Genomic DNA, 24150 nt, shown 5'->3' with positions numbered 1-24150 from the left:
CTGTTTATGATTATTTGAAAGCTTTTGTTGCTTCAATTGCTTTTTTCCATCCAGCATATAGCTCTTCGCTTGTTTTCGCTTCCATCGTTGGTTCAAAGCGTTTGTCCATATGCCACTGTGATTTAATTTCATCTTGGTTTTTCCAATATCCAACCGCAAGGCCAGCTAAGTATGCTGCACCTAGAGCCGTTGTTTCGTTAATCACTGGACGCTCTACAGGAACATCTAAAATATCACTTTGGAACTTCATTAAGAAGTTATTTTTAACTGCTCCGCCATCAACGCGTAATGTTTTCAGTTCAATACCTGAATCTGCTTCCATTGCGCATAATACATCTTTCGTTTGGTAAGCTAAAGATTCTAGCGTTGCACGAATGAAGTGCTCTTTCGTCGTACCGCGTGTTACACCAAACATAGCGCCGCGTACTTCACTATCCCAATAAGGTGTTCCTAGTCCAACGAATGCTGGTACAACGTATACACCATCAGTTGATTCAACGCGACTCGCATACACTTCACTCTCACTTGCATCTTTAAACATGCGCATTCCGTCACGTAACCACTGAATTGCAGAACCTGCTACGAAAATACTTCCTTCTAATGCGTAGTTTACTTTACCATCTATTCCCCATGCAATTGTTGTTAATAGACCGTGCTCAGAAGCTACTGCTTTTTCACCTGTGTTCATTAACATGAAGCAACCAGTTCCGTAAGTATTTTTCGCCATACCTTCACCGAAACAAGCTTGTCCAAATAATGCTGCTTGTTGGTCACCAGCTACACCTGCAATCGGTACATTTTGGCCAAAGAAGTGGTAATCAATTGTTTCTCCGTAAATTTCAGATGATGGACGTACTTCTGGAAGCATGCTCTTTGGTACTGTTAACATTTCTAGAAGCTCATCATCCCACTGTAAGTCGTGAATATTAAACATTAACGTACGTGATGCGTTTGAATAATCTGTTACGTGTGCTTTACCACCAGATAGTTTCCATACAAGCCACGAATCAATTGTTCCGAATAATAGATCACCGTTTTCTGCTTTCTCTCTTGCACCTTCAACGTTATCTAAAATCCATTTTACTTTCGTACCAGAGAAGTATGCATCAATTAAAAGACCTGTTTTTTCGCGAACCATTTCGCTATAACCTTTTTCTTTTAACTCATCACAAATTTCAGCTGTTTGGCGAGATTGCCATACAATTGCGTTGTAAATTGGTTTACTAGTTGTTTTATCCCAGACAACCGTTGTTTCACGTTGGTTCGTAATACCGATACCTGCGATTTGTTCTGGTTTTACATCTGCTTCGCTTAAGCAAGTTGCGATAACTGCTAAAATAGATCCCCAAATTTCTTGTGCATTATGCTCTACCCAGCCCGGCTTTGGAAAATGTTGTGTAAACTCTTTTTGAGCTGAATGAACAATTTCACCTTTTTTATTGAAAAGAATTGCGCGTGAGCTTGTTGTTCCTTGGTCTAATGAAAGAATATATTTTTTCATATCGGTTTCCCCCTTATGCTACTTTTCTACTATTTGTATTGCTTCCGCTTTTTTTACTTGTCATATAAGAGATTGCTAGTACAATCACAGTTGCGATAATCACATAAATAAGTGCTGAATTTTGCTTTCCTTCAAATACAACTTGATGGAATAAACCTGCAAGTGATCCACCTAAAATTGGACCTACTACTGGAATCCATGCATACTTCCAGTTTGAACCGCCTTTTCCTGCAATCGGAAGGAAGAAGTGTGCGATACGCGGACCTAAATCACGTGCTGGGTTAATTGCGTATCCTGTTGTCCCACCTAATGATAAACCAATACTTACAATTAAGAAACCTACGATAAATGGATTTAATCCATCTGCAAATTTATTTGCACCAATTGCTAATATACCAAATACTAAAACGAATGTTCCAATCATTTCACTTAAAAGGTTTGCAAATGTGTTCGGAATTGCTGGACCTGTTGCAAATACACCTAACTTTGTTCCTGGATCTTCTGTTTCTTTCCAGTGTGGTAAGTAATGTAAATATACGATAACTGCCCCGATAATTGCCCCAATCATTTGTGCTACGATATAACCTGGTACGTCACTCCATGGGAACGCTCCCTTAAATGCTAGTCCTATCGTTAAAGCTGGATTCAAATGTGCCCCACTAATTGATCCAACCGCATACGCTGCAACCGCTACTGCTAAGCCCCAGCCCATTGTAATAACAATCCAACCTGAATCTTTCGCAAACGATTTCTTTAAACTTACACCAGCACAAACGCCGCCACCAAGTACGATTAACAACGCAGTCCCTATTAACTCTCCTAAAAATGCTGACATAGTATCCCTCCACAATCAATTTAAACGCTTCCAAATGTGATAGAGGTAAAATGAATGGCCATTCGTTTTTGTCAAAAGAAAAAGACCCACAGCTTTGCACGCTTCTATATAAATTTATATAGAAACAATGAAATGTGGATCTCTTCTTTTCTCCGTCACGTTTATTAACTTGTCTATAATGTTAACCTCTTATGAAAGCGGTGTCAACAGAATTTTTTCACATTTTCGTCACTTTTTTTGGTAATGTTTCCATAGTTCGCGTTTTGACGTCGTAATCGCTGTCGCACCAGCGTTTAAAGCTCTTTCCACATCTTCTACAGTACGAATAAAACCACCTGCTAAAATCGGTACACCAGTACGCTCTTTCACTTCAGCGATAATATCCGTCATTGCTCCTGGAAGCACCTCAATATAATCCGGTTTCGTCTTATCTAAAAGATTGCAGCTCTTCTCCATCGCACTCGAATCGATTAAAAAGATGCGTTGTATTGCCACAACACCTTTTTGCTTCGCCTTCATAATAACGCTCGCCTTTGTCGAAAGTAACCCGTACGGTCTAAACTCCTGACATAAATATTCCGTCGCATGCCCATCACTCTGCAAGCCATGAATTAAATCCACATGTAAAAACACCTTTTTACAATATTGCTTCGCAAGTGATATAACACTCTTCAATTGGCCGACATGAATATCTAAAATAACGATATATTCATACGAACTATGTAATAGCTTTTCCAAATCTTTAATTTGCCTCACTGCCGGCAAAATCTTCTGTTCATGAAATTCCATTCTATATGTCCCGATACGATAAACTTAACTAAATCTATACAATTCAATCAAATTTACACGAGGCAGTATCGTTACCTCCTATTATCAAGCATTTATTTTACCCATCTTGATAAATTTATCGCAGCATTTACATCCCTATCGTGATAGCTATTGCATGAAGCACAACGCCATTCACGAATCTTTAAACTCCACTGTCCTTCTGGTTGAACTGAATGGTCGTATTTAACGCCGCAACATGAGCAAATCTTGCTTGAAGCGAACCATTTATCAGCTTTTACATACTGAATGCCGTACTTCTCGCACTTGTATGACAAACATTGAAAGAAGAAGTTTAATTTTTGAAATGAAAATGCTTTCGATAGTTTTTTGTTTTTTAACAGGTTTGAGATAGATAAGTCTTCCACAACAATCCTCATTGGTTTGGTTTTCACCAATCTAGCTGTTGCTTGACGGATATGGTTATTTCGGATATTCATAATTTTCCTAGATAACCGCAGGTGCTCAGCTTTCGCTTTTTCATATCCAGCAGATTGAATTTTCACACCTTTTTTAAATCTCCTAGACATATCTCTTTGCGCTGACTTTTTCTTTTTCAAAAGTTTTTTAACCTTGGCGTCTTTGTTTATATTTCGTTCTTTCGTACCATTAGAAGCTACAAACAGCTCTTTTAAACCAACATCCACACCGATTGACTCATTGGTTAGTTCTTGTGATTCAAAGTCTTCTTGGAACCCCACACTAATCCACCAGTGACGACCATCAAAGGTAACTCTTGGATTGGATGGTTTTTTATTTCTTGGTAGTTGTTGGCTTGTTTTCACTTCTCCAATAGACTGAATATGAACGACTTTTTTTCCTATAATCAGTCTTTCATAATTGGCATAAAATCCTTGGATCAAATCTTTTTTGGATTTATAAGAAGTGTGAGAACCATTTTTGTACTTTTTGAACGAATTTTTTCTCGCCGTATCAAAATCTTTTGAAGCCTGTTTAGGAACTTGTGCATTAATGTCTTTTAACCACTCATATCTCTTTCGCTTCTTGATCTTTGTAAATCGTTTCTGTAAAGCTAACTGTGAAACAGATTTTCCAAATAGCTTATAGTATCTATCACTCATTCTTTTACAATAGTTATAAGCGAATCTTGCAGCACCGGCATGTTTTTTTAGCACTTGTTCTTGTTCAGGCGTTGGAATCAGTCTAACTTTCTTCGCCAATATCATCAGAATGTAACTCCTTTAATGAAAGATTTGTTCTTCTGAATCGTAGCGTGTTCCACCAGCATTCTCCTGAGACTACTCGGATGCAAACCTGTTAATTCTGATACTTGACTAACTCGTAAAAATTTCATTATTATTCTTACCTCATTGAATCCGCCATAGCACATACGTTCGATATATTCAATGAGGTTTGATAGATTTAATTAAATGTATCTCGTTCAACTAAGGGCGCAATTCCTTAGCCAGTTCTCTTATGAACTTCTCATGTTTTCACATGAGCGCAGACTATATGTTTATCTAATTAAAGATAGAGGATTTTTCCACCACCATAGGCTTGTGATGTACTCTCGTCAGTTATACGAGATAGTCGTTGAACGTTCATCTTATCACTTTTGACTTAGATGATTCGAGGCGGAAGACCCATTGTTCTAGTGTTTAGGATTTAACCTTGCACCATCTGATTGATTTTTTCTGCTTTCGCGACATTCACGCTCACTATTTCTAGCCACGTTGTAGTTCAATCAGCTTTAGGGATTGCCCGCAGTTAACCCTCACTACTAGCCAATCACTTGACTAGCAGGGCTTACTGATATATTTAATTAACTTTGGTTATAAATGGTTAAATAAATCGTAACAGTTAGTTACCCTTCCTATCTATCCTTTATAGTACACAATTTGAGTAGAAAGAACAGCTAGTGCAGAGAAATTATTTCCTCTATCTATATATTTTCTTCAACTTATCGGAACCTATACCACCTATAATCATGAATGCAAGGGGTAAAAGATTCATTACATATGGCGCATCTGCTACAATTGCAATGCTTGCTCCAGCAAATTTATTTAGCATCCATACAACGATTTTTGCAATAAGTAAAAATACCCCTATCATAAATAGACTATCAAAAAATACCTTCCATTTTGGATACGCCAATTGCTTACTATCTTCAATTACTTTCTGCGTCAATTCCTCATCACTCCTTAGCAGTTCATCAATCGTAATATCGAACAAATCACTTAAATGAATAATAATTTCAATGCTCGGATAGTTCTTTCCCGTCTCCCATTTCGAAACAGATTGCCTACTTACATGAATTTTTTCAGCCAAATCATTTTGCGACCAATTTCTTTTTTCCCTTTCTTCTTTTAAACGCTCACTAAAAATCATACTGTGTTTATCACCTCTCTATGCCCATTATGCTCAAATAAATGATGAAGAGTAAAGCTAGTTATCGTTGCATCGCCTGTGCAACTTATGCGTTACAGCTTATAATAGTGCTATTTTATATGTATCTTCCCTATACTATGCTCCGATAATAATTTCCCGAACAATAATACAAAGAGCGGATACTAATAAAGTGAAACTTTAATCAGCCCTCACCAATCGTGCTTTTACGGACAGCCCGCCCCCCACCTAACTTCTTTGCTTCCGCTGAATTTTGAGGTGGGGTCTTACTGCCCAGCAAATAGCGGGATAAAGACTAGATTAGGCATAAAAAATACGCCACCCCTTCTTATCAGTCTCCAGAAAGAATAACGCAAATTTTCATTTTTACTCATCATTTTTCGGACTATATGAAAACCCCGGATATTTCACAACAGGCCACTTCTCCTTACGCAGGGAATCCATTACTTGCGGGCCAACATGTATATTACTCTCCACTATTTCTTTAGGAGTCAGTGCCATCCATTGATTTAACGATACATCTTCAAAACGATTGCTTCTGAACATCTCTAAAAACCATAATGTTTCGGTACCTGTATTTTGAATATAATGCCCCGTTGCAAACGGTACATATCCGACATCACCAGCTCTATAATCAAATGTACGAGCGGTACCATTTCCAAGAAACACAGTCATTCTCGCTTCCCCTGTCAAATAATATTGCCATTCATCATTATTCGGGTGCCAATGAAATTCTCTCATTCCACCAGGCTCAACCTCAACGAGCGCTGCTGCGATTGTTTTGGAAATAGGGAAATTTGTAGAATCTACAATTCGAACGCTACCACCAGGCGTCTTAATCGGCTTTTGTTTTAACAATTCATGTTTAAATGTTAAAGGAACTTCTCCTTTCGGTGATTGAACTTCCTGACTTTCAAGCGAACCTGGCACCTCTCCTTGATAAATATAAACTTGACCTGAAGGGATAGAATGAAAAGCACTCTCAGGTACGCCAAAATTAGCCGACAACACTTCTTTTGGCGTATGCGCAAACCAATCAGAAATAGCTAAAGTAGATAAATCAGAAAAATGTCCATCATCGAAAACGAGTAGGAATTCACAATGTTCCAATCCTTGAATGGAATGCGGAATACCAGGAGGAAAATACCAAAGATCACCTGGTCCAACATCAGCAATAAAATTCCGTCCATTTTGATCAACAGCCGTTATGCGTGCCCGTCCTAAAAGCATATACGCCCATTCTGCTTCTTTATGCCAATGTAGTTCTCGTACTCCACCGGCCGTTAAACTCATATTTACTCCCGCAATCGACGTCGAAACCGGTAGTTCCCGAGCAGTAATCTCCCGAGACCACCCGCCTTGTTTCAAAATCATAGAAGTGTCCGAGAATGAAAACTTCAAGTTAGGAACTAACCCTGCATCCGTTATAGGCGGAACGAGCATATTCGGATTTTGAATATCCCGCATAACATTACGAGGTCCAGAATCAATCGCACCTGCTCCGTCGCTACGGATTGGTTGTGGCACATTCCCTCCCGCTTCATTAACAGTACGTTTCTTCATGATTACACTCCTTTTTCATCCAATTAGTAAGTAAAAAGCCTCCATCATAGTGTATGAATTGGGCTTTGGATGGTTACAGTTACTATGGTTTAAACCGTGAAAAAAACGCGTCTACTATTGTTATTTTTTATCGGAAATTCAATATTCCCCATCAAATCTTCTTGTTCATTTCTCAACTTATACTAGTATGCTTAGCGCTTAGGAAGACAAAAAAAATAAACTAGAACTAACAAAAAAACCCTGTAAAATTTATTACAGAGTTTTTCACCAATTATTTATTGTTTTACATATCGAATACGAACATTATCGTCCATTTGATAAATTTGTAATGTGTTTCCATAACTAATTCCTAACTCTTCACTTGCACCAACTGCACCCACAAGTACCCCTTAAAATAATTTATTCTTAGTTGGTTTTACTACCGATACTCTTCGCTGCCTCTTCAAACAGTTTCGAACCTTCTTGTGCTTTACTTAATGATTGATGCATTTTACTTTCGTCTTCTTGGTCCAATGCATCAAATAGAAGTTGAAAACAATCCGCATATAGTTCCATCGACTGCTTTATCTTCGCCTGTTCTCCCTGTAACTCAGGAGGCGCTTGTAGATTCTTCAGTTTCGTTGCAGTTGCCTTTGCTCCACCTAAACTCAGTTGCACTTCACTTTTCTTTTGTTTGTATGATTTTACGTCTGAATCTGCTATTCCTTCAATTAATTTCATTGTATCTTCAATTTGAGTAGCATTGTTTATAATATCTGCCTTGTACCTTTCAACATCTGAACCCGTTACCTTACCAGTTGAAGAAGTTGAATTATTTGAAGAAGAACTTGGTTGACTACTTGATGAGCTACTATTTGTACCTTCACCTTTCGCTACTGATAAGCTATCCTCTTTCTTGCTATCAGTTGACTTACTCTCTTTTTCAGAAGTCTTATTCTCTTTCTCTACCTTTTGCGTTTCTTCTTTCTTTGGTTCAGCTTTCTTACCATCAGTTTCAATTGTAATACAACCACTCAATAACATAACTGGTAACGCTAAACTTACTAATTTCTTTGCTTTCATGATTACTAATACCCCTTTATATGTAAAATTCAGTGCAAACAAGTTAATATACTTAACTAATAAATCCCCCGAATAATTTATTAGAATCTACTATCCATAGATTTCCTGTATATTCATAATCTTTCCATATATATTATTTTACAGATAATTACATATTTGGTCAAAGGGATTTATGTAGTCTTCACAGGGAAATTTACTAAACGAAAAGAAATTTTAATCACAAAGAAAAGAAGCTAACAATAAATTGTTAACTTCTCAGCTTAAAGCAAAATAGTATCTTTCCTTATCTTCTAATATCTAGGTTGTGATTGAATATTTGTAAGATGAACATCAAACATATCAATGATTTCAAGAAATCTATCAGCTTCACGGAAAACATGGTCTGCTAATAATGGATGAATGATACTCTTTATTTTACATTGCTCAATTAAATCACGTGCTGTTTTCTTAAAATCCCGAAGAGATGCAACCGACACACGATTTTGATCTAAAAATTGATCTAAAAGAGGGGCTGTTTGGGATTGTGGTTTCATAGATTCTAAGTCAATTGCTTGATACATCAATTCATCAAAATCATTGCTAAAATTCCGTGCTGTATCTACAAGCTTTCTTTCCGATGGATCAAGAAGATGGCCAATAAATTTAGCATGGTCTGCCATAATCCTTAAAAAGAAAACATTTTCTTTAATAATAGCATCAGGAAGGGCATCTAATTTCCCTTCATTTAATTGTATTAAACGTTTTCTAAAATAGTCAGCTTCCCTACTTGTATGGTCAACTAACAGTGGAAAGTTATTTTGTCCTGGCAATTTACATGTGAGAATTAATCCTAAAATTTTTCTTTTAAATCCCCAAATATTAGTTGCGGCTTGTTGTACTTCTGCATTAAATCTTTTTATTTGCTCAGGATCTGTTTCATTTGTATAGGAATGCGCTATTTGTTCGATATGTTCAAACAATCGATAAAATTGATTAGCCTCTTCAATTAGTTGAGTATCCTCGCATCTAAACCCTAAGCGAAGAAAAAAAGAATGCTCCTTCATGATTCTAGACCAAAAACGAATTTCATTTAATGAACGCTCAACAAACATTACAGATGTAACACCTGTATCAGGATGTAATGATGTTTCATCCCTATGCATTGTTAATCCCCCCCAGTAAAATCCCCCGCTAGTTCCATTCTTATGAGTAAAAAAATATATAAATACCATCAATAAAAGTTCTGATGAATCTCGTATACATGTAATATTAAATTTATATAACCTGATCCCCAAGAAGAAAAAGGCTACCACCTAGTTGTAAAGTTCTACTAGGTGGTAGCCTTTCAAAATTTTTATTAAAGCAATACCGAATCTTTATCACTATCCTGATTACGTTTCTCGCGCTCTTCTTCTAAGCGCTTCATATACACTTCGCCTTCTTTTTCGATAAACTCATTATCCATATCTTGCTCTTTTTTTGAAGTATATAAAACCATGTAGCCACTTAGTACAATCCCGACAATTACAAGATAAACCCACCATGGTAAAGTTTCCACTCTACTTCATTCCTTTCCTTAGACAAGCCTTATTAGTTTCACTCTATGAGCAAAGAAGTGGATTTATGCTTAAAATTTTTATTGTGGATGCTTCGCGAAAAATGCTTGTACATATTCCATAAACTCAATTGGTTCCTGACGAAACGGTGCGTGGTATCCTTTTTCAATAATATGAAACGTACTATTTGCAAATAGCCCATGATACAGTTCACCATTTTTCCAAGAAACACTCTTATCATGTCGTCCCCATATAATTAGAGTTGGTACCTTAATTTTATCAGCTTCCATCGCAATGCGGCGCTCTTTCATTTTCGTAAGCTGATCATAATGCTCTTTATCATCACGACTATTTTTCACTTCATTTTTATTATACTTCGCAATCTCAGTGACAGTTTGTAAGTCCGTCGATAGCGGTGGTACTTCATAACTTTCTTTTTGCTGGAAAGACTCTATCCCTGTAGCATCCGCCAAGATGAGATGCGTTACTGTATCCGGATATAAATACGCTAAATTAAGGGACATCTCTCCGCCCATCGAATGACCGAGCACCGCAAACTGATCGTATCCGAGCTTCTTCATTAACTTATAATATAAATTCACTTGCGCAGGAAACGAATACTGAAAATCAACTGGCTTAGAAGAGCGCCCAAATCCTAAAATATCAACTGCAATAATCGTATGATCTCGCGCTAGTTCCGGATAAATATCACTAAATCCATCAGAAGAACCACCAAACCCATGCAACATAAGTAAAGGAGGTTTTCCCTCACCAATTTGTTTAAAATAAATCGTCTGCCCATCAATTTGCGCTATACTCTCTTTCGTATTCAGCTTCATCATAACAGTATCTTTCACTTCTCCAACCTTCGCAATCGGCTTCTCAACGAAATTACAAACAATTAACAAAACGAGCACAATACCGCTAATTAAATAAAACTTAAACCGTTTCAAAGTTCCCGTCTCCTTTCTTGAGTTGCTATTTAAAGTTTTTACATTTTTTGGTTATTTTATGTTCTCTTTTTAATTGTAACTGTAACAGTTACAATTATACTAAAAAAATATAACTCATTTCTATTACTAATGGTTATTATGTAACTATTATAGTTACATATTTAAAGTAAGTCAATTCTTTTCTCTACATGACCTGAAAATAGAAAAAGGGACTTCATGTTGAAGTCCCTTTCTTTGTTATTATAGTTGGCTTACTCCGCCGCCGTCGCCTCTATTATCTGCTGGTGCTCCGCCTGTGTCGCCTCTAGTATAGTCCGATTTTACTGGCGCTCCTCCGTCGCCTTTATTGAAGCTAACATAGTCTGGTCTTGCTGGTGCTCCACCCGTATCTCCTCTATTGAAACCAGCATAATCTGGTTTTTCTGGCGCTCCGCCTGTATCTCCCTTATTAAAACTAACATAGTCTGGTCTTGCTGGCGCTCCACCTGTGTCTCCTCTATTTGAATATTGATTTTGGGATCCAGCAAAGAAATTCAATCCAATTGACAATGTCAATACTAAACCCGTAATGAACAAACTAGTCTTTTTCATTTATTTTAACGCTCCCCTTTTTAAAATTCTCTTTTGAGCTTGACTACTAATAAAAAAGTACTTACTAGCTTTTTCATGATTTTCTTCCTGATAAAACTTATTAGCTAATATTTCCATATATTCTTTAACACATTCTAAAAGAGAATGTTCTTCAAAATACAAAATCCCTTCTAAAGTTACTTTCTCTAATTGACTTGCACTGGATTTAATATTCAACTCTTTTAAAATTATAAATCGATATTGGAATTCTTTATTTTGTAATTCGTTGCAAATTCTTAAGCCTAATTCTATTAATTCATTAGCAGTTTCTACCCTACCTAATTTATAATTTTCTTCCGCTTCAGTAAAAATTGCTTTAAAATTTTTAGGCATTTTTTGAGTAACTTCACTTAAATGTCTAATCGCTAAATCAGATAAATCTTGACTGCCATATAGCCATCCTAAATTATTTCTAACCATTAAAATATACTTCTCATGCTTAGCTTGTTGGAAAACATTTAATGCATCATTAAAATTTTCCTCCGCTAATTCAAATTGTCTTAAGTCTATACAACATAAACCCAATATATTCTCACATAAAGCCAAATTAATCTCATATCCTGGTTGCTTCGTAAAATCTTCTTTTGCCTTTTTCAAATAATCAATCGCATTGATTTGTTGATAAGAATGATAATAGAAATTCCCCATCCGATAATTAAACTCCGCATGTTCTATCGGATCTGCAATATATTTCAATAACTTCTCAGCTTCCTCATACTGTTCTTTCGCTTCGTTATAATTTGAAATTAATGTGCAATGAAACCCTTTAAAAAAGTGATAATAATAAGCTAAAAAGCCCTCTGTTGGAATTTCGAAAGATTCCACTTTATCAAAACTATCTTCTCTAACTGAAATCCAATCAACTAATGCATCATATCTAAAATTCAACAACGCATGATAAAGTAATACATCCTGATCCACGTCCAACCCACTAATCTTACTTTCAATCTCCTCTTTCATTTCCGTAGCCTTCTCTATATTTTGCTGTAACATTACACGATACCAATCATCTAAAGAATGTTTCATTTGCTCCCGCGTTACTACATCTGCTCCCATACACTCGCATCCCCTTTTCTCCAAAATTACAAAATTAGGATTTTTATACAATTATCAAAATTGTATATTACCACTCCTTTTCTATGTATTGAAAAATAATTATTAGAAAATTCTATATTTTAATTAATTATACCAAAGTTTTCCTTTTTAATAACTTGAGAAACAATTGTCAGAAAACTTACTAGAATAAATAAAAAAGCAAGCAGTTCCAGCACTCCGCTAAAACTACTTGCTCTATTTTTACTCTTTAATAAATTCCTTCGTACTTCTCACTGTATCAATTGGACGAACTAATTTTTCAATTTCTTCACGTTTTGGCTCTAGGAATGGAGGTAAAGATAATTTTTCGCCAAGCGTTTCGTATGGCTCATCTCCCATAAATCCTGGTCCATCTGTTGCGAATTCAAATAAAATTTGTGGTGCAACTCTTGCATATAATGATTCGAAGAAGTGACGGTTTACATATCCAGATGAAGGAAGTCCTACGCTACTGATTCTCTCAATCCATTCTTCTAATACAGCGCGATCTTCTACGCGGAATGCCGCATGGTGCACTGTACCAAAACCTTGTTGTGCTTCAGGAAGAACTGTATTATGTTCTACAATAACAGATGCACCGTTTCCGCCTTTGTTCACTTCAAATAAATAGAATTCCCCTTCTTGCGCAACCTCTTTAAATAATAGAACTTTTTCTAACACTTCTTTGAAGAAGCTAAAGTTTGCAATACGGATAAATACAGGTCCTAAACCAGTGATTGCATATTCTAATGGTACTGGCCCGTTTTGCCACGGTGTACCTGATTCGATTCCTTTATCAAGTTCATCTGAGATTAATTGATATTGTTGGTCATCAAAGTCAACGAAAGAAAGAGTTTTCTTACCAAATTGCTCTTTAATTCCTGTATGTTCTACTTCAAGACGGTCAAAGCGTTTCACCCAATACTCTAATGCTGCATCAGTCGGAACACGGAATGAAGTTTTTGAAATTTCATTTGTACCGTGTACGCCTTTCGGAACACCTGGGAAATCAAAGAATGTCATATCTGTTCCTGCACTCCCTTTATCATCTGCAAAGAATAAATGATACGTTTGAATATCATCTTGGTTTACTGTTTTCTTAACTAAACGCATTCCTAAAACGTGAGTGAAAAACTCATAGTTCTTTTCTGCACTACTTGTAATCGCTGTAACGTGGTGAATTCCTTTTAATTGGTTCATTTTATATTCCTCCAATGTTTTTTAATTTATATTTTCTCTCCTATTACTTCTCTTCAATAGGTGCTAAATTCGCTTCAATCTCTGCACGCTGATCTTCTAAGAACGGTGGTAAATCAAGTTTTTCTCCTAAATGTTCCACATCTCCATCAACTGTAAATCCTGGTCCATCTGTCGCAATTTCAAAAAGGATTCCGTTTGATTCACGGAAATATAAGCTTTTAAAGTAGAAACGGTCGATGATTCCTGAAGACTGGAAGCCTCTTTGTTTCACCTGTTCTTCCCAATAGGCAAGCTCTGCATCGTTTTTCACGCGAATTGCTAAATGGTGAATGCTCCCTCGGCCCGGCTTTTCAGTAGGTCCATCTAAATATTTCACAACGATTTCTCCAAAAGCCTCTCCTTTAATGGATTGAAAAATTGCTTCCTCTTCGCTACGGCTAACCGCTGTATAACCGAACATCTCTGTAAGTGTACTCGACATTTTATCAAGTCTACGAACTGTCATTTCCACAGAAGCCATTCCTTGAATTTGATGCTTTGCAGGAACTTCTGATTTCTCCCAAGTTTCCCAGTGCTCTACTTTTTCTCCGTTTGAAACGAGTAGTACTAAGCGAAGACCTTCAGCATCCTCAAATTGTAAAGCAGGACGATTTGCATATGTTGTCATTTCACTATGTTTCACATCAAAATTCTCAAATCGTTCTTTCCAGTAATGTAAGCTTTCCTCTGAAGGAACGAGTAATCCAATTCGAGTAATCGCATTCGTACCGCGATATGTTCTTCCTACTAATGGAATTTCAAAAAATGATAATTCCGTACCTGGACTTCCTGTTTTATCTCCATAAAATAAGTGGTACATTGACGGATCATCTTGATTTACTGTCATTTTCACACGACGTAAGCCAAGCACGTTTTTATAAAAGTGATTATTTTCATTTGCATTTTTCGTAACCATTGAAATGTGATGATGCCCTTTAATTTTATACATTGGTTATTCCTCCGTTTCGTTTTACTAGTCAAGTGATAACTAAAAAAATAATATTTCCCACAACTAATATGGTTTTTAGCTTTTCAATTTATTCTTAATTATGTTTTTGTAAATTCATCTTAGTTTTTACTGTATAAGTTACTTTGTTTTTTAATCGAAAACAACTGAGTGTATGTTTTTCATATGACTCAATCGCTTTCGCTACTATCACTTTACACCTCAAGTGATAGAAAAGCAAGTGAAAAATCTCGAATTCAAGATTTTTTCGTTAAATAACATTTAGGGTGTAAAATCTGATTATTTATGTAATTGACATTCTATTAAAACGCTCATTTACAGAAGAACATTATTCAAGTGAAGCCCTCTATAATTCAATTACAACTCCTTGAAAGTTTATGATACTATCCTGATCACACTTTTTATATTTAATGTTTTAAGGAAAAAAGCTATACTATAAGCGAAACTAAAAATCAGAAAGGAAATACCAGAACATGGAAAATTATATGCTATTTATCCTTACAGCACTCCTTATTATAATGATGCCTGGTCCCGGTTTTGCTTTAGTTACAAAAAACACTATCTCTCATGGTAGAAATGGTGGGATAAAGACCGTCTTAGGAACGGTATCTGGAATGATGATTCATACAATAATGGCTACACTAGGACTCTCTGCTATCTTAATGAAATTTGCTATGCTATTTACATTAATAAAATATGCTGGGGCATTTTATTTAATTTATTTAGCTGTAAAGTCAATTAAAAGTGCCTTTTCTAAAAAAGAAGATATGTCAGGTTCAGTGGAAATAAACTCTAAGGATATTGGAACGGTTAAAAGTTTTAGACAAGGATTTACCACGGCAATCTTAAACCCAAAAACGGCTGTATTTTTCCTTAGTTTTCTACCCCAATTTATTGTGAGTAATCAAAGTCATTTCTTCCAATTTCTTTTGTTGGGATTCACATTTACGACTTTGACAGCAATATGGTATTTACTTTATATCTCTCTAATACGTCAATTAAGAACTTTTTTAAGAAAAGAAAAGGTGAACCGTACAATAGAGGGTATTACTGGCACAGTATTATTAGTATTTGGAGTTAGGCTATTTTTCCAAAAATAAATATGTAATAGAGAGAGTTTAAAACTTTCGGTTTTTCCAATAAATGAATCAATATAAAAAGTATGGCTTTCAAACAGTAAAAAAGTGAACAAACGGGTGTGTTTGTGGAATAAGCTTCAATAAAATAACCAAACTTTTTATAAAGAAGTGAATCGATTATATTAAAATTGATATAAAGGCGTTATCCTTTCCTATGATTTCTCAGAAAGAATAACGCCTTTTTCTTTTTAGAGGGTATTTTGTCTAGTTAGCTTGATAGCGATGTGGTTCTATCCCTTATAAAGTGAAACTTTAATCAGTGGGGGTTTTGTTCATCCCCCACTGATTATTAGTTGAACCAATCGGGCTTTTACGGACAGTTGATCCCCCACCTAACTTCTTTGCTTCCGCTGAATTTTGAGGTGGGGGTCTTACTGCCCGTTAATGCGGGATAAATGTTACAAAAACATTTATAATAGCTCTAACTTGCACAATGCTTCCCGTTAATATAATACGCTGATTCTGTGAAAACCGTAAATACAACCTCTACTTCTGGAAGTCCAAAATCCATTACATATGTAGTAATGGCCTTGGCAAATCGATCACGAATTTCCTGTCCACGCTCGAACCATTTCACTTCAATAAGAGGAAACGCTTCTATTTCTTCTCCATTGAATATAAACGTAGAACTTGGTAGTTCCAACGTAAAATTATCCGTACCACACTCACAAATCTCTGCGAGCTCTTCTACTAATGGCTTGCTTATGTGTTTTAATTGTTCAGTAGTAATTCCACGAAACACAACATGCGGCATGTGAATCCCTCCTTTAGATAGTTTTATATTTGCCCACATCATAGCACAATTCTCCCACCTTTTAACAAAAATAGATGCTAAACAAGTTTCAACTCTTATTTTTAGGCCTGTTATACAGGCTGAAGCGATTCTAAGTATCTGCCATATTAAAGTTGATATGCTCCCATTCTAGTGGTGAGATATGTTTTAATCGTTCTTCGTTAACCCCATGCGTACTTCTTAACTATTTCATTTAATTTTTAATAAAGAAAACAGCCTCACTAAGCTTTTAAAACTTAATGAGGCCACTTTATTCACACTTTTAATTATGGAACGTCGGTTTATAAAACGAACGATTATCAAGAGCAAAGACACGCTCTGTGTATTCACCTGGTTTTGTGCGTCCTAATGCACGGTCCATCATGTTCATTTTTGCATCTAAGTTATCGATGTAGTGCAGAATTTCTGCTTCTTTTACTAACGGTGGTTTTGGGCTACCCCATTCTGCTTTTCCGTGGTGAGAAAGGACGATGTGTTGAAGAATTAATACTTCTTCTGCATCGATGTTCAGCTCATCTGCTGCTTTACCAATTTCGTTCACCATGATAGAAATGTGGCCTAGTAAATTTCCTTCTAACGTATACGTTGTAGAAATTGGACCAGATAGTTCAATTACTTTACCAAGGTCATGTAAAATAACGCCTGCATATAGTAAGTCTTTATCTAATGATGGGTATAGATTTGAAATAGCTTTCGCTAAATCTAGCATCGATACGACGTGATAAGCTAGTCCAGATACGAACTCATGATGATTCTTTGTTGCTGCTGGATATTCTAAAAATTCGTTTTGATGCTTATTTAACAAATGTCTTGTTAGACGCTGAATGTTCGGATTTCTCATTTCAAATATGTATTGTGTAATTTTTTCAACCATATCTTCTTTTTTCACTGGTGCTTTTTCTACGAAATCCGAGATGTCTGTTACTTCATTTTCATTCGCAACACGGATTTGTTTCACACGTAATTGAATACGTCCTTTGTAGTTTAAAATATCACCAGCTACTTTAACGATTGTTTCTGCTACATATTGTTTCTCAACTTCTGGTGATACGTCCCATAGCTTCGCTTCAATATCTCCACTTGGATCTTGTAAGATTACTGTTAAAAATGGCTTTCCATTACTTGCTAGACCTTTTGTCGCTGTTTTAATTAACAAGAAAACATCGACTTGTTCACCAACTTCATATTCTGCAATTTTCTTTTTCATTCGAATTCCTCCACCAAATCAGTTACTTTTAGTATAGCATATTACAACTCATTTTCTTTACGCTTATGTGTTAATTTTATAATCTGTTTTTCTGTAAAATACGCGAGTAAATGCGCATGACATGTAAAGAAGATTACTTGTCTATCTTTCGCGACTTCCTTTATTAGTTCAATCGTTCGATCCGTCCTTACCGCATCAAAGTGCACGAAACTATCATCAATAATAAATGGATAATCGTGTTCAAATGTTTTCGCAAGTGCAAATCTCAGCGATAAATATAACTGCTCCGCTGTCGCTTGGCTTAGTTCATGACTGTAAAAACGCATACCGTCGTTACGCTCAACAATGAACGGTTCCGCCTCTGACGGTGAAAAGATTTTACTATATCGTCCGCCTGTTAAATAGACGAAATACTCTTCTGATTTTTGTAAAATACGAGGAAGATGTACTTCATGATAATATTGCTTCGTTTTCGTTAATACTGTCTTTGCGGCCGCATAAGCAGCCCACTTCTTCACTTGTTCACGCACTTGCGCTTTTTTCATTTCCCATTCATGCATTAAATCACCGTACGTACTACCTTCTTCTAAATTCGCAATTTCCATACGATGTTTCGCAATACGCTCTGTCAGTTCTTTCTCTTTCGTAAGACAATTTTGCGCAGCTGTCATTTCTTGCTTTAATTTTTCCTCATAACCGTCAGCCTCATAATGTTCAGCTAATGATAAGCTCGTTAAACGCTGTTCCAACAAATCAATTTGCGGTAATAAACGCCCTACTTGTTTCTCAGCATCTTCACGTTTTTCCGCCAGTTTACCTTCTTCTAAAAACATCTCTTCATCTGTAGCCTCTGCAATACTCCATAATGCATTTCGTTCTACTAACAGTTGTTTCAATTGCTCTTGCATGAACTCATATTCTTCTTGCCATTCCGCCAGTTTCTCTTTCAGCTGCTTACAAGTTTGTCTCTTCTCTTTCTCATTTTGCATAAGCCTTTGCGCCTCATACAACTTACTATACTCCGCACTACCGATAACAGTTTCTAGTTTCTGTTCAAAATGCGAAATTATTTCATATAATGAAGATTTTCGCGTGCCTTGCTTATCTAATTCACGATATAATTGCTGCATTTTTTCAATACGCTCAAACGCTGGCAATATGTGTGCATACGTATAAAATTCTGGGAACATATAGCGCGTTTTATATGCATCTACTTGTTCTCCCGCTTGGAACGTTTCTCTCTCCCATTCCTCATACGATGAAACGACTTTATCATAAGCTCGCTCCATTTGCTGTAATTTATAAGACTCACGCTCAAATAGCTTCCGAATCTCTTCATCTTTTTCTAACTGATAGCGCACAGACAGCGCTTCTTCACTTTGTCTCCCGCCAGCACTTTGCTGAAGAGTAAGAAGCTCTTCTTGTAATCCACTTGACGGATCTTTATATAAAACAAGGGCAAGAACAATCCCTACAAAAACAATAACACTAATAAATAAGAGCGGGCGGTTATCTATAAATAAGCTTGTGAATAAAACAAGCGTGTTAATAAGAAGTAACAGAAGACAAACTCTTTGCCACTTCTTTTTCTTTTGCATAGCCGCTCCTGCTTTTTCCTCATACTTACGCTTCATTCTCTCTGCACCCATACCGATAAACGCCGCGTCTTGGAACGATTTCTCTTTCTCAACTAACGTATCTCGCTCTTCAGCAACTAACATTTGTTTCTGAATCTGTCTTATATTTTCTTCTTGTTCTTCTAATTGCTCTTGCGCTACTTTAAAACGATCATCAAGCTGTGCTTTTTGCGTTTCTAATTCACGCGCTTTTTGTACGGTTTGCGTAATTAATTCCTTCGTCGCCAAACTCATGTCAAACGCAAGAACCGCTTCCTTTTCAAAAGTAGCACCAATTTGCTGTTCTAGTTCTGCAATTTCTTCTTTTATATTCGTAATACTCCCTGTCATATCACGCATTTCTTGGCACGCATTTTCATAAGACAAATGCTGCATACGAAGTTCTTCTACATAACTTTCTTTTTGTAAAAACTCTTCATCTATTTGAATCGAGGCAATTTCCGATTGCACCGTCTCTATTTTTTTGTGAAGCGAGTCAACTTGTAATTGGAGCGGCTCCATCTTCGCCTTAATTGCTTCATAGCGCGCCGTTCCGTTTACAGGAAACTGTCCGCTCTCATTTTCTAACACTTTCTCATGCGCACGCTTTTCAATAACGAGTGGCTCTAGCGCTGCTAATATTTCATAATCTTGCTTTCGTTTTTCTGCACTCTCTTTTTCCGCACGAACAGAAGCAAGTTTCTCTTCACTTTCTTTTAATTGCTCGACTTGTTTTTCATACGTGCCAATTTTCCCTTGCCACTCTTTCATCTTCTCTTCAAGTTTCTTCATCTCTTGCAGTGACACATTAATTTCCGGTTTACGCCCGCTCGGCTTAAAACGCTGATCCATTTCTTTTTCTAGCTTTTTATCTAGCTGCAATAACGCATCACTTCCGACTGCGCTTGCCGAAAACAAATAATTGCCAATATCCGCTTCGCCGAGCTGATGAATATTTTGAAGGCCATGCATATCAAATGAAAAGATGGATTCAAATAAACTTTCATTCATCCCGCTTAATATATCGTTTAAAATTTCTTCTCCGCCCATTTTCCCGTCTTCAAAATAAACGGTCACCTCGCCAGCTGCCGTCTTTGGCAATCGCTCAATTTTCAAACGACCGTACTGCTCTGTTTGCACAGCCATCGCACCGCCATACTTCCCGCCTTCTTTCGGCTCATAACGGCGCTGTCCTCTCGTCGGAAAACCGAATAAAATACTTTTCATAAACGAGCGAATTGTCGATTTTCCCGCTTCATTTTCACCGTATAACACCGTCAGCAAGGAAAGATCCATTTCCACATTTTCTAATTTTCCGTACCCATAAATATGGAGTTTTTCAATTCTCATTTTTTATCCCTCTCTTGCTGGAATAATTGTTCTAAAATAATATTTTCTGCTTCCTTCTGAATCTCTTTCTTCTCTTCTTCTGTAAAAAATTCAATACTATTACGCGCTACAGGAGATGTCCAAATAGTTCGCAATACTCCGTCCATATTGCTGAAAGCTTCTAACTCCTTTAGCACACTACCGACGAAATGATTTTCCGCTTTCAAACGTTCGATTTCCGCAAAAGAAACCGTCTCATTTTTCCACTTCATCGCATATACGAAATCTTTTCGCTCTTCTCCAGATGCTAAAATGTGAAAAATCTCTTCCACACGCTTTTCGTCACGTAAATAAGGAGAAAGTGAGCCCTGCCCTGTGAATACGACAGTTAAAAGCGTCCCTTCCTCTTCTTTTCGGCAATCATTCATCGTAGTTGACATGCTCGTCATAAGTTCATCAACAGTTTCAAGTCCATCAATACAAACTTCTATCTCATCCCATACAACATCTGCCGTATGGAAAAATGAACACTGCGTTCCTTGTTTCGTAAGTTCAATAAGGTACGCACCCTTCTCGCCTGTTTCCTTACGATGACGACCTTGTATATTACCTGGATAAATAATATACGGCTCTTCTAATAAAATTTCACGTTTATGTATATGACCAAGAGCCCAATAATCAAATTGCTTTTCTTTCAGCTCACGAATTTGAAACGGTGCATAGCGATTATGCTCTGCATCTCCTTCCACACTTCCGTGAAGCATGCCAATATGAAAAGGCGCATCACTCATTTTCGTATACTGCGCTGTCATATTATCCGTTACCGCTTGCTGCAAATAACTAAACCCGTAAATAGAAGCTAATAGCTCACCATTTTTATAAAATGATTTCTCTTCTACATAAGGCTCAGTAAATACATGAACATTTTCCGGAAACTCAATTGCTGCCCAGCTTCCCCCTAAATGATCATGGTTACCGTGAATAATAAAAACAGGGATATCGTACTGCGAAAGTCTCTTCATTTGCTCACGCACAAACACTTGCGCCCTCAAACTTCTCGTCTCCGCATCATACAAATCCCCAGCTAGTAATACGAAATCAACGCGCTCTTGAATCGCTTTATCAACAATACGCTCAAATGATTCAAACGTACTTTGCTTCATTCTCTCCCAAACAGACTGCGCAACATTCATCTCCATCCCTTTAAACGGACTATCCAAATGCAAATCAGCCGCATGTATAAACTTTACTTGTTTCACAAATAACGATCCTTTCTATCTTTCAAAAGTTTCATTTTATTAAAATTAACATCGCTGAAAACTAATAATCATCGAGAATAAAAATATTCTCGATGATTAAAGTTTCATTCTATTTTACCACGCAATGTCATATATTTCTTTGCATATTGTAGCATTTTATGTCAAAATAATTATAAGATTCTGATTTTAATTATTGGAGGGAATTTTCATGGGAGTATACGTTCTAACAGTCTTTGAAAAAGATGGTTCAAAAGCATTAGACGAATCATTCGAGGCGGCAACTGAAAAAGAAGCAAAAGCAAAAGGTGAATCTATCTTACAAGAAAAAGGATTGTATGAAAAAACACATCGCTGTACATCTACTGCAGGTAAGCTCGTTTTATTCCAGCGCTAAAAAAAAGAAGCGTCATCCGCTTCTTTTTCACTCTACTATATCTTCGTCACACCATGTAAACACCACATCTAGAATGCGATTACCGATACGTACGCGTTTATTCCATTTACCTGTTTGGATCTGATGTTGCAATTCAGCTTTCATCTTTTCCGTCCAGTCGTGAATCGTTTCACTACCGTCGTACGGATATACGCCTGGAAACTCTTCCTGCAGTAGATGCAAGCTCTCTGCATCAAAATGAAAATGGAAGAAGTAGTTTGCTGTAAGCGATGGTTCTTGCAATCGTAAAAAATGATCATCAATTTGCTTTCTATTTCTATAGAAAGTAAAGATATTCACTTTACCGCTCGTAATTTGGTCAATTTGAATTTCGTGCTTCTCTATAATCACGTCTTGCCCACCTCGTTGTATACTATCTTTAGTATATATGTCTTTTGCAACAAAGTTAACCATTTTCGCGCGAAATTCATTTCCTTCATTATAATTCCTGTGCCTCCAAGTATAATCAGGACAAATAAAAACAAAGTTGAAGGGGAGCGATCACATGTATTTCGGAAGCAAAGGTTGGTATGTAAAAGAACTTAAAAAATTAGGTATTCGTACTTACGAAGGTAAAAAACTAGAATCTTATCGTACGCATGTGTTATCTAGTTTACTTGAGAGAATGAAGAAGGCTTCGGCTTAATAGAAAAACACCTCCCGAATTCGCATGCTAAGTATGCAAATTCAATGGAGGTGTTTTTATCAGTTTTCATAAAATATTTTTTGTTTCCGCTGAAACGGATACGTTTTAATCTCAGCTGTATCTAAATTTTCATGGAATAAATGAATGGCTATAATTTGTCTACAATCGTAAGTATGGTAATAATATGTTCCAGACTCCATACACATTGCACTTGTATAGATAGTATTATCTAATATACCGTCTTCTGTTATTACTGCCCCCTTAGGAACCTCACAATTTGATAAGATATGAAAAATAGCCGATATCCCCTCTTCTTCGTTCTCTATACCTTGAATGTTTTGTTTGCCATATGCTGCCCGCACGAATCTTGATGGCGGGGTGAAATCTCCAGGAAGTCCCATCGATCCGGAACCTTGGCCAAAAGCACTTAATGGTACGTCTCCCCACTCGGTTGGTGCAAATGGCTGCGATTTAAGTCCAATATATTGTCTTAAATTTTGTAAATGCCAATTAAACTCCGGGCTATTAGTCATCACTCCTAGTGGATTGTCATACATTTTTAGTCCATCAGTTGTCGGCTCAAGTACAATACACTCTCCCCATTTATCTGCTAAAATCCAATGTAGTGGCGGAGTAATCCCTAAAACTGGTAATGGTACATCTATAAGGGAAATGTTATCAACAGATTTTTTTAACTCTTCAACAGAATTAAACTGCGTCAAGCTCCAAGCCACAAAATCAAATGGTGCTAAATTCGTTTTATGGTCATCTATGCTGTTACTATAAGTAGCGAATCCCGGGAAATAGAGAGTGGCACATGTCATACCAGCTTCATTTACTCCGTCCGCCATAATGACCCTTCCTTCATGATTAATTCCCATTCCGACAACAGCCTTTTTCGCTCGGATCGTTTCACCAGTTATATTGTTCCACTGATAACGCCGAGGAATGATTATTACTTCCTGATTCATATCTAATGTGAAATCCATTGTTCTCGCAAAAAGATGCTGGAAATTTTTTGTTTGTAACGTCAAACTAGTACACATGAAGAAATCCCCCCATTTTATAGTTATATACACATTTTATAAAATTCTGATAAATACGTAAATTAAAAACCCTATTTATCACTAACAAAATAACCACCCAAACCAAAAATGCTATAATAAACCCAATCAAA

General features: G+C 36.6%; 23 protein-coding genes. 3 read left to right on the top strand and 20 right to left on the bottom strand.

All coding sequences use genetic code 11. From position 1 onward, the window contains the following. Positions 1-10: 10 nt before the first annotated feature. The 14 genes from glpK to MHI26_RS05485 all read right to left on the bottom strand — a co-directional run bounded on the left by glpK (position 11) and on the right by MHI26_RS05485 (position 14533). Complete coding sequence (gene glpK / locus MHI26_RS05550) at positions 11-1501, bottom strand: glycerol kinase GlpK (protein WP_000760014.1); 1491 nt, start codon at positions 1499-1501, stop codon at positions 11-13. 13 nt (positions 1502-1514) lie between these two features. Then, positions 1515-2336, bottom strand: coding sequence for a glycerol uptake facilitator protein GlpF (glpF, locus tag MHI26_RS05545; protein WP_001272200.1), 822 nt, complete (start codon positions 2334-2336; stop codon positions 1515-1517). A 228-nt stretch (positions 2337-2564) separates the two neighbouring features. Then, the gene (glpP, locus tag MHI26_RS05540; protein ID WP_000394286.1) at positions 2565-3125 is read right to left on the bottom strand and encodes a glycerol uptake operon antiterminator GlpP; all 561 of its coding nucleotides are present in this window, start codon (positions 3123-3125) and stop codon (positions 2565-2567) included. A gap of 92 nt (positions 3126-3217) precedes the next feature. Next, entirely contained in the window at positions 3218-4348 is a 1131-nt protein-coding gene (locus MHI26_RS05535) for an RNA-guided endonuclease InsQ/TnpB family protein (RefSeq protein ID WP_340993822.1), read from the bottom strand. 712 nt (positions 4349-5060) lie between these two features. After that, complete coding sequence (locus tag MHI26_RS05530) at positions 5061-5510, bottom strand: helix-turn-helix domain-containing protein (RefSeq protein WP_061667684.1); 450 nt, start codon at positions 5508-5510, stop codon at positions 5061-5063. 384 nt (positions 5511-5894) lie between these two features. Continuing rightward, positions 5895-7091 carry an oxalate decarboxylase family bicupin gene (locus MHI26_RS05525; protein ID WP_061667685.1) on the bottom strand — a complete coding sequence of 399 codons (1197 nt, stop codon included), beginning with the start codon at positions 7089-7091 and terminating at the stop codon, positions 5895-5897. Positions 7092-7496: 405 nt separating this feature from the next. After that, positions 7497-8153 (bottom strand): DUF7018 domain-containing (lipo)protein, encoded by a 657-nt coding sequence (locus tag MHI26_RS05520; protein ID WP_061667686.1) that lies wholly within the window; start codon positions 8151-8153, stop codon positions 7497-7499. Between the two features lie 290 nt (positions 8154-8443). Then, positions 8444-9295 carry a DUF2935 domain-containing protein gene (locus MHI26_RS05515; protein WP_000554478.1) on the bottom strand — a complete coding sequence of 284 codons (852 nt, stop codon included), beginning with the start codon at positions 9293-9295 and terminating at the stop codon, positions 8444-8446. Between the two features lie 194 nt (positions 9296-9489). Next, complete coding sequence (locus MHI26_RS05510; protein ID WP_000449223.1) at positions 9490-9690, bottom strand: sporulation YhaL family protein; 201 nt, start codon at positions 9688-9690, stop codon at positions 9490-9492. A 78-nt stretch (positions 9691-9768) separates the two neighbouring features. After that, the gene (locus MHI26_RS05505; protein ID WP_061667687.1) at positions 9769-10641 is read right to left on the bottom strand and encodes an alpha/beta fold hydrolase; all 873 of its coding nucleotides are present in this window, start codon (positions 10639-10641) and stop codon (positions 9769-9771) included. A gap of 240 nt (positions 10642-10881) precedes the next feature. Next, positions 10882-11232 (bottom strand): hypothetical protein, encoded by a 351-nt coding sequence (locus MHI26_RS05500; RefSeq protein WP_000753757.1) that lies wholly within the window; start codon positions 11230-11232, stop codon positions 10882-10884. Then, positions 11233-12327: a response regulator aspartate phosphatase gene (locus MHI26_RS05495; RefSeq protein WP_061667688.1), complete on the bottom strand. Its 1095-nt coding sequence runs from the start codon at positions 12325-12327 to the stop codon at positions 11233-11235. Positions 12328-12567: 240 nt separating this feature from the next. Beyond that, a complete protein-coding gene (locus MHI26_RS05490; protein ID WP_001072581.1) occupies positions 12568-13545 on the bottom strand; it encodes a ring-cleaving dioxygenase in 978 nt (325 codons plus the stop codon). A gap of 43 nt (positions 13546-13588) precedes the next feature. Next, positions 13589-14533: a ring-cleaving dioxygenase gene (locus MHI26_RS05485; RefSeq protein ID WP_000276685.1), complete on the bottom strand. Its 945-nt coding sequence runs from the start codon at positions 14531-14533 to the stop codon at positions 13589-13591. Positions 14534-15024: 491 nt separating this feature from the next. Between MHI26_RS05485 and MHI26_RS05480 the strand changes: the two genes are divergently transcribed. Continuing rightward, entirely contained in the window at positions 15025-15651 is a 627-nt protein-coding gene (locus tag MHI26_RS05480; RefSeq protein WP_000433006.1) for a LysE family translocator, read from the top strand. 460 nt (positions 15652-16111) lie between these two features. On the opposite strand, the gene MHI26_RS05475 is transcribed toward MHI26_RS05480, so the two are convergent. From MHI26_RS05475 to MHI26_RS05460, 4 genes are all read right to left on the bottom strand, one after another. Next, entirely contained in the window at positions 16112-16444 is a 333-nt protein-coding gene (locus MHI26_RS05475; protein WP_061667689.1) for a DUF1904 family protein, read from the bottom strand. Positions 16445-16745: 301 nt separating this feature from the next. After that, complete coding sequence (gene yhaM / locus MHI26_RS05470; protein ID WP_000726650.1) at positions 16746-17690, bottom strand: 3'-5' exoribonuclease YhaM; 945 nt, start codon at positions 17688-17690, stop codon at positions 16746-16748. Positions 17691-17731: 41 nt separating this feature from the next. After that, positions 17732-20656, bottom strand: coding sequence for an ATP-binding protein (locus tag MHI26_RS05465; RefSeq protein WP_061667690.1), 2925 nt, complete (start codon positions 20654-20656; stop codon positions 17732-17734). Further along, on the bottom strand, positions 20653-21894 hold the full coding sequence (locus MHI26_RS05460; RefSeq protein WP_061667691.1) for a metallophosphoesterase family protein: 1242 nt from the start codon (positions 21892-21894) through the stop codon (positions 20653-20655). Before MHI26_RS05460 ends, MHI26_RS05465 begins: the two co-directional genes overlap by 4 nt. A 208-nt stretch (positions 21895-22102) precedes the next feature. Here MHI26_RS05460 and MHI26_RS05455 point away from each other — a divergent pair, with 208 nt between their 5' ends. Next, positions 22103-22288: a YhzD family protein gene (locus MHI26_RS05455; protein ID WP_000539552.1), complete on the top strand. Its 186-nt coding sequence runs from the start codon at positions 22103-22105 to the stop codon at positions 22286-22288. Positions 22289-22315: 27 nt separating this feature from the next. Here the strand turns inward: MHI26_RS05455 and MHI26_RS05450 are convergent, their stop codons facing one another. After that, a complete protein-coding gene (locus MHI26_RS05450) occupies positions 22316-22678 on the bottom strand; it encodes a hypothetical protein (RefSeq protein WP_000582776.1) in 363 nt (120 codons plus the stop codon). A gap of 154 nt (positions 22679-22832) precedes the next feature. Here MHI26_RS05450 and MHI26_RS05445 point away from each other — a divergent pair, with 154 nt between their 5' ends. After that, positions 22833-22973: a YflJ family protein gene (locus MHI26_RS05445; RefSeq protein WP_000273536.1), complete on the top strand. Its 141-nt coding sequence runs from the start codon at positions 22833-22835 to the stop codon at positions 22971-22973. Positions 22974-23032: 59 nt separating this feature from the next. On the opposite strand, the gene MHI26_RS05440 is transcribed toward MHI26_RS05445, so the two are convergent. Further along, entirely contained in the window at positions 23033-24019 is a 987-nt protein-coding gene (locus MHI26_RS05440; RefSeq protein WP_061667692.1) for a choloylglycine hydrolase family protein, read from the bottom strand. Positions 24020-24150: the final 131 nt, after the last annotated feature.

Source organism: Bacillus sp. FSL K6-1218 (genome assembly GCF_038006445.1).
GTDB lineage: Bacteria > Bacillota > Bacilli > Bacillales > Bacillaceae_G > Bacillus_A > Bacillus_A thuringiensis_S.
Note: the sequence above shows the minus strand (reverse complement) of the source record. Positions and strands in the feature narration are given on the sequence as shown.

Bases quoted from the DNA above. Each gene is read 5' to 3' on its own strand.
- glpK (WP_000760014.1), bottom strand. From the start codon at position 1,501: ATGAAAAAATATATTCTTTCATTAGACCAAGGAACAACAAGCTCACGC.
- glpF (WP_001272200.1), bottom strand. From the start codon at position 2,336: ATGTCAGCATTTTTAGGAGAGTTAATAGGGACTGCGTTGTTAATCGTA.
- glpP (WP_000394286.1), bottom strand. From the start codon at position 3,125: ATGGAATTTCATGAACAGAAGATTTTGCCGGCAGTGAGGCAAATTAAA.
- MHI26_RS05535 (WP_340993822.1), bottom strand. From the start codon at position 4,348: ATGATATTGGCGAAGAAAGTTAGACTGATTCCAACGCCTGAACAAGAA.
- MHI26_RS05530 (WP_061667684.1), bottom strand. From the start codon at position 5,510: ATGATTTTTAGTGAGCGTTTAAAAGAAGAAAGGGAAAAAAGAAATTGG.
- MHI26_RS05525 (WP_061667685.1), bottom strand. From the start codon at position 7,091: ATGAAGAAACGTACTGTTAATGAAGCGGGAGGGAATGTGCCACAACCA.
- MHI26_RS05520 (WP_061667686.1), bottom strand. From the start codon at position 8,153: ATGAAAGCAAAGAAATTAGTAAGTTTAGCGTTACCAGTTATGTTATTG.
- MHI26_RS05515 (WP_000554478.1), bottom strand. From the start codon at position 9,295: ATGCATAGGGATGAAACATCATTACATCCTGATACAGGTGTTACATCT.
- MHI26_RS05500 (WP_000753757.1), bottom strand. From the start codon at position 11,232: ATGAAAAAGACTAGTTTGTTCATTACGGGTTTAGTATTGACATTGTCA.
- MHI26_RS05495 (WP_061667688.1), bottom strand. From the start codon at position 12,327: ATGGGAGCAGATGTAGTAACGCGGGAGCAAATGAAACATTCTTTAGAT.
- MHI26_RS05490 (WP_001072581.1), bottom strand. From the start codon at position 13,545: ATGAACCAATTAAAAGGAATTCACCACGTTACAGCGATTACAAGTAGT.
- MHI26_RS05485 (WP_000276685.1), bottom strand. From the start codon at position 14,533: ATGTATAAAATTAAAGGGCATCATCACATTTCAATGGTTACGAAAAAT.
- MHI26_RS05480 (WP_000433006.1), top strand. From the start codon at position 15,025: ATGGAAAATTATATGCTATTTATCCTTACAGCACTCCTTATTATAATG.
- MHI26_RS05475 (WP_061667689.1), bottom strand. From the start codon at position 16,444: ATGCCGCATGTTGTGTTTCGTGGAATTACTACTGAACAATTAAAACAC.
- yhaM (WP_000726650.1), bottom strand. From the start codon at position 17,690: ATGAAAAAGAAAATTGCAGAATATGAAGTTGGTGAACAAGTCGATGTT.
- MHI26_RS05465 (WP_061667690.1), bottom strand. From the start codon at position 20,656: ATGAGAATTGAAAAACTCCATATTTATGGGTACGGAAAATTAGAAAAT.
- MHI26_RS05455 (WP_000539552.1), top strand. From the start codon at position 22,103: ATGGGAGTATACGTTCTAACAGTCTTTGAAAAAGATGGTTCAAAAGCA.
- MHI26_RS05445 (WP_000273536.1), top strand. From the start codon at position 22,833: ATGTATTTCGGAAGCAAAGGTTGGTATGTAAAAGAACTTAAAAAATTA.
- MHI26_RS05440 (WP_061667692.1), bottom strand. From the start codon at position 24,019: ATGTGTACTAGTTTGACGTTACAAACAAAAAATTTCCAGCATCTTTTT.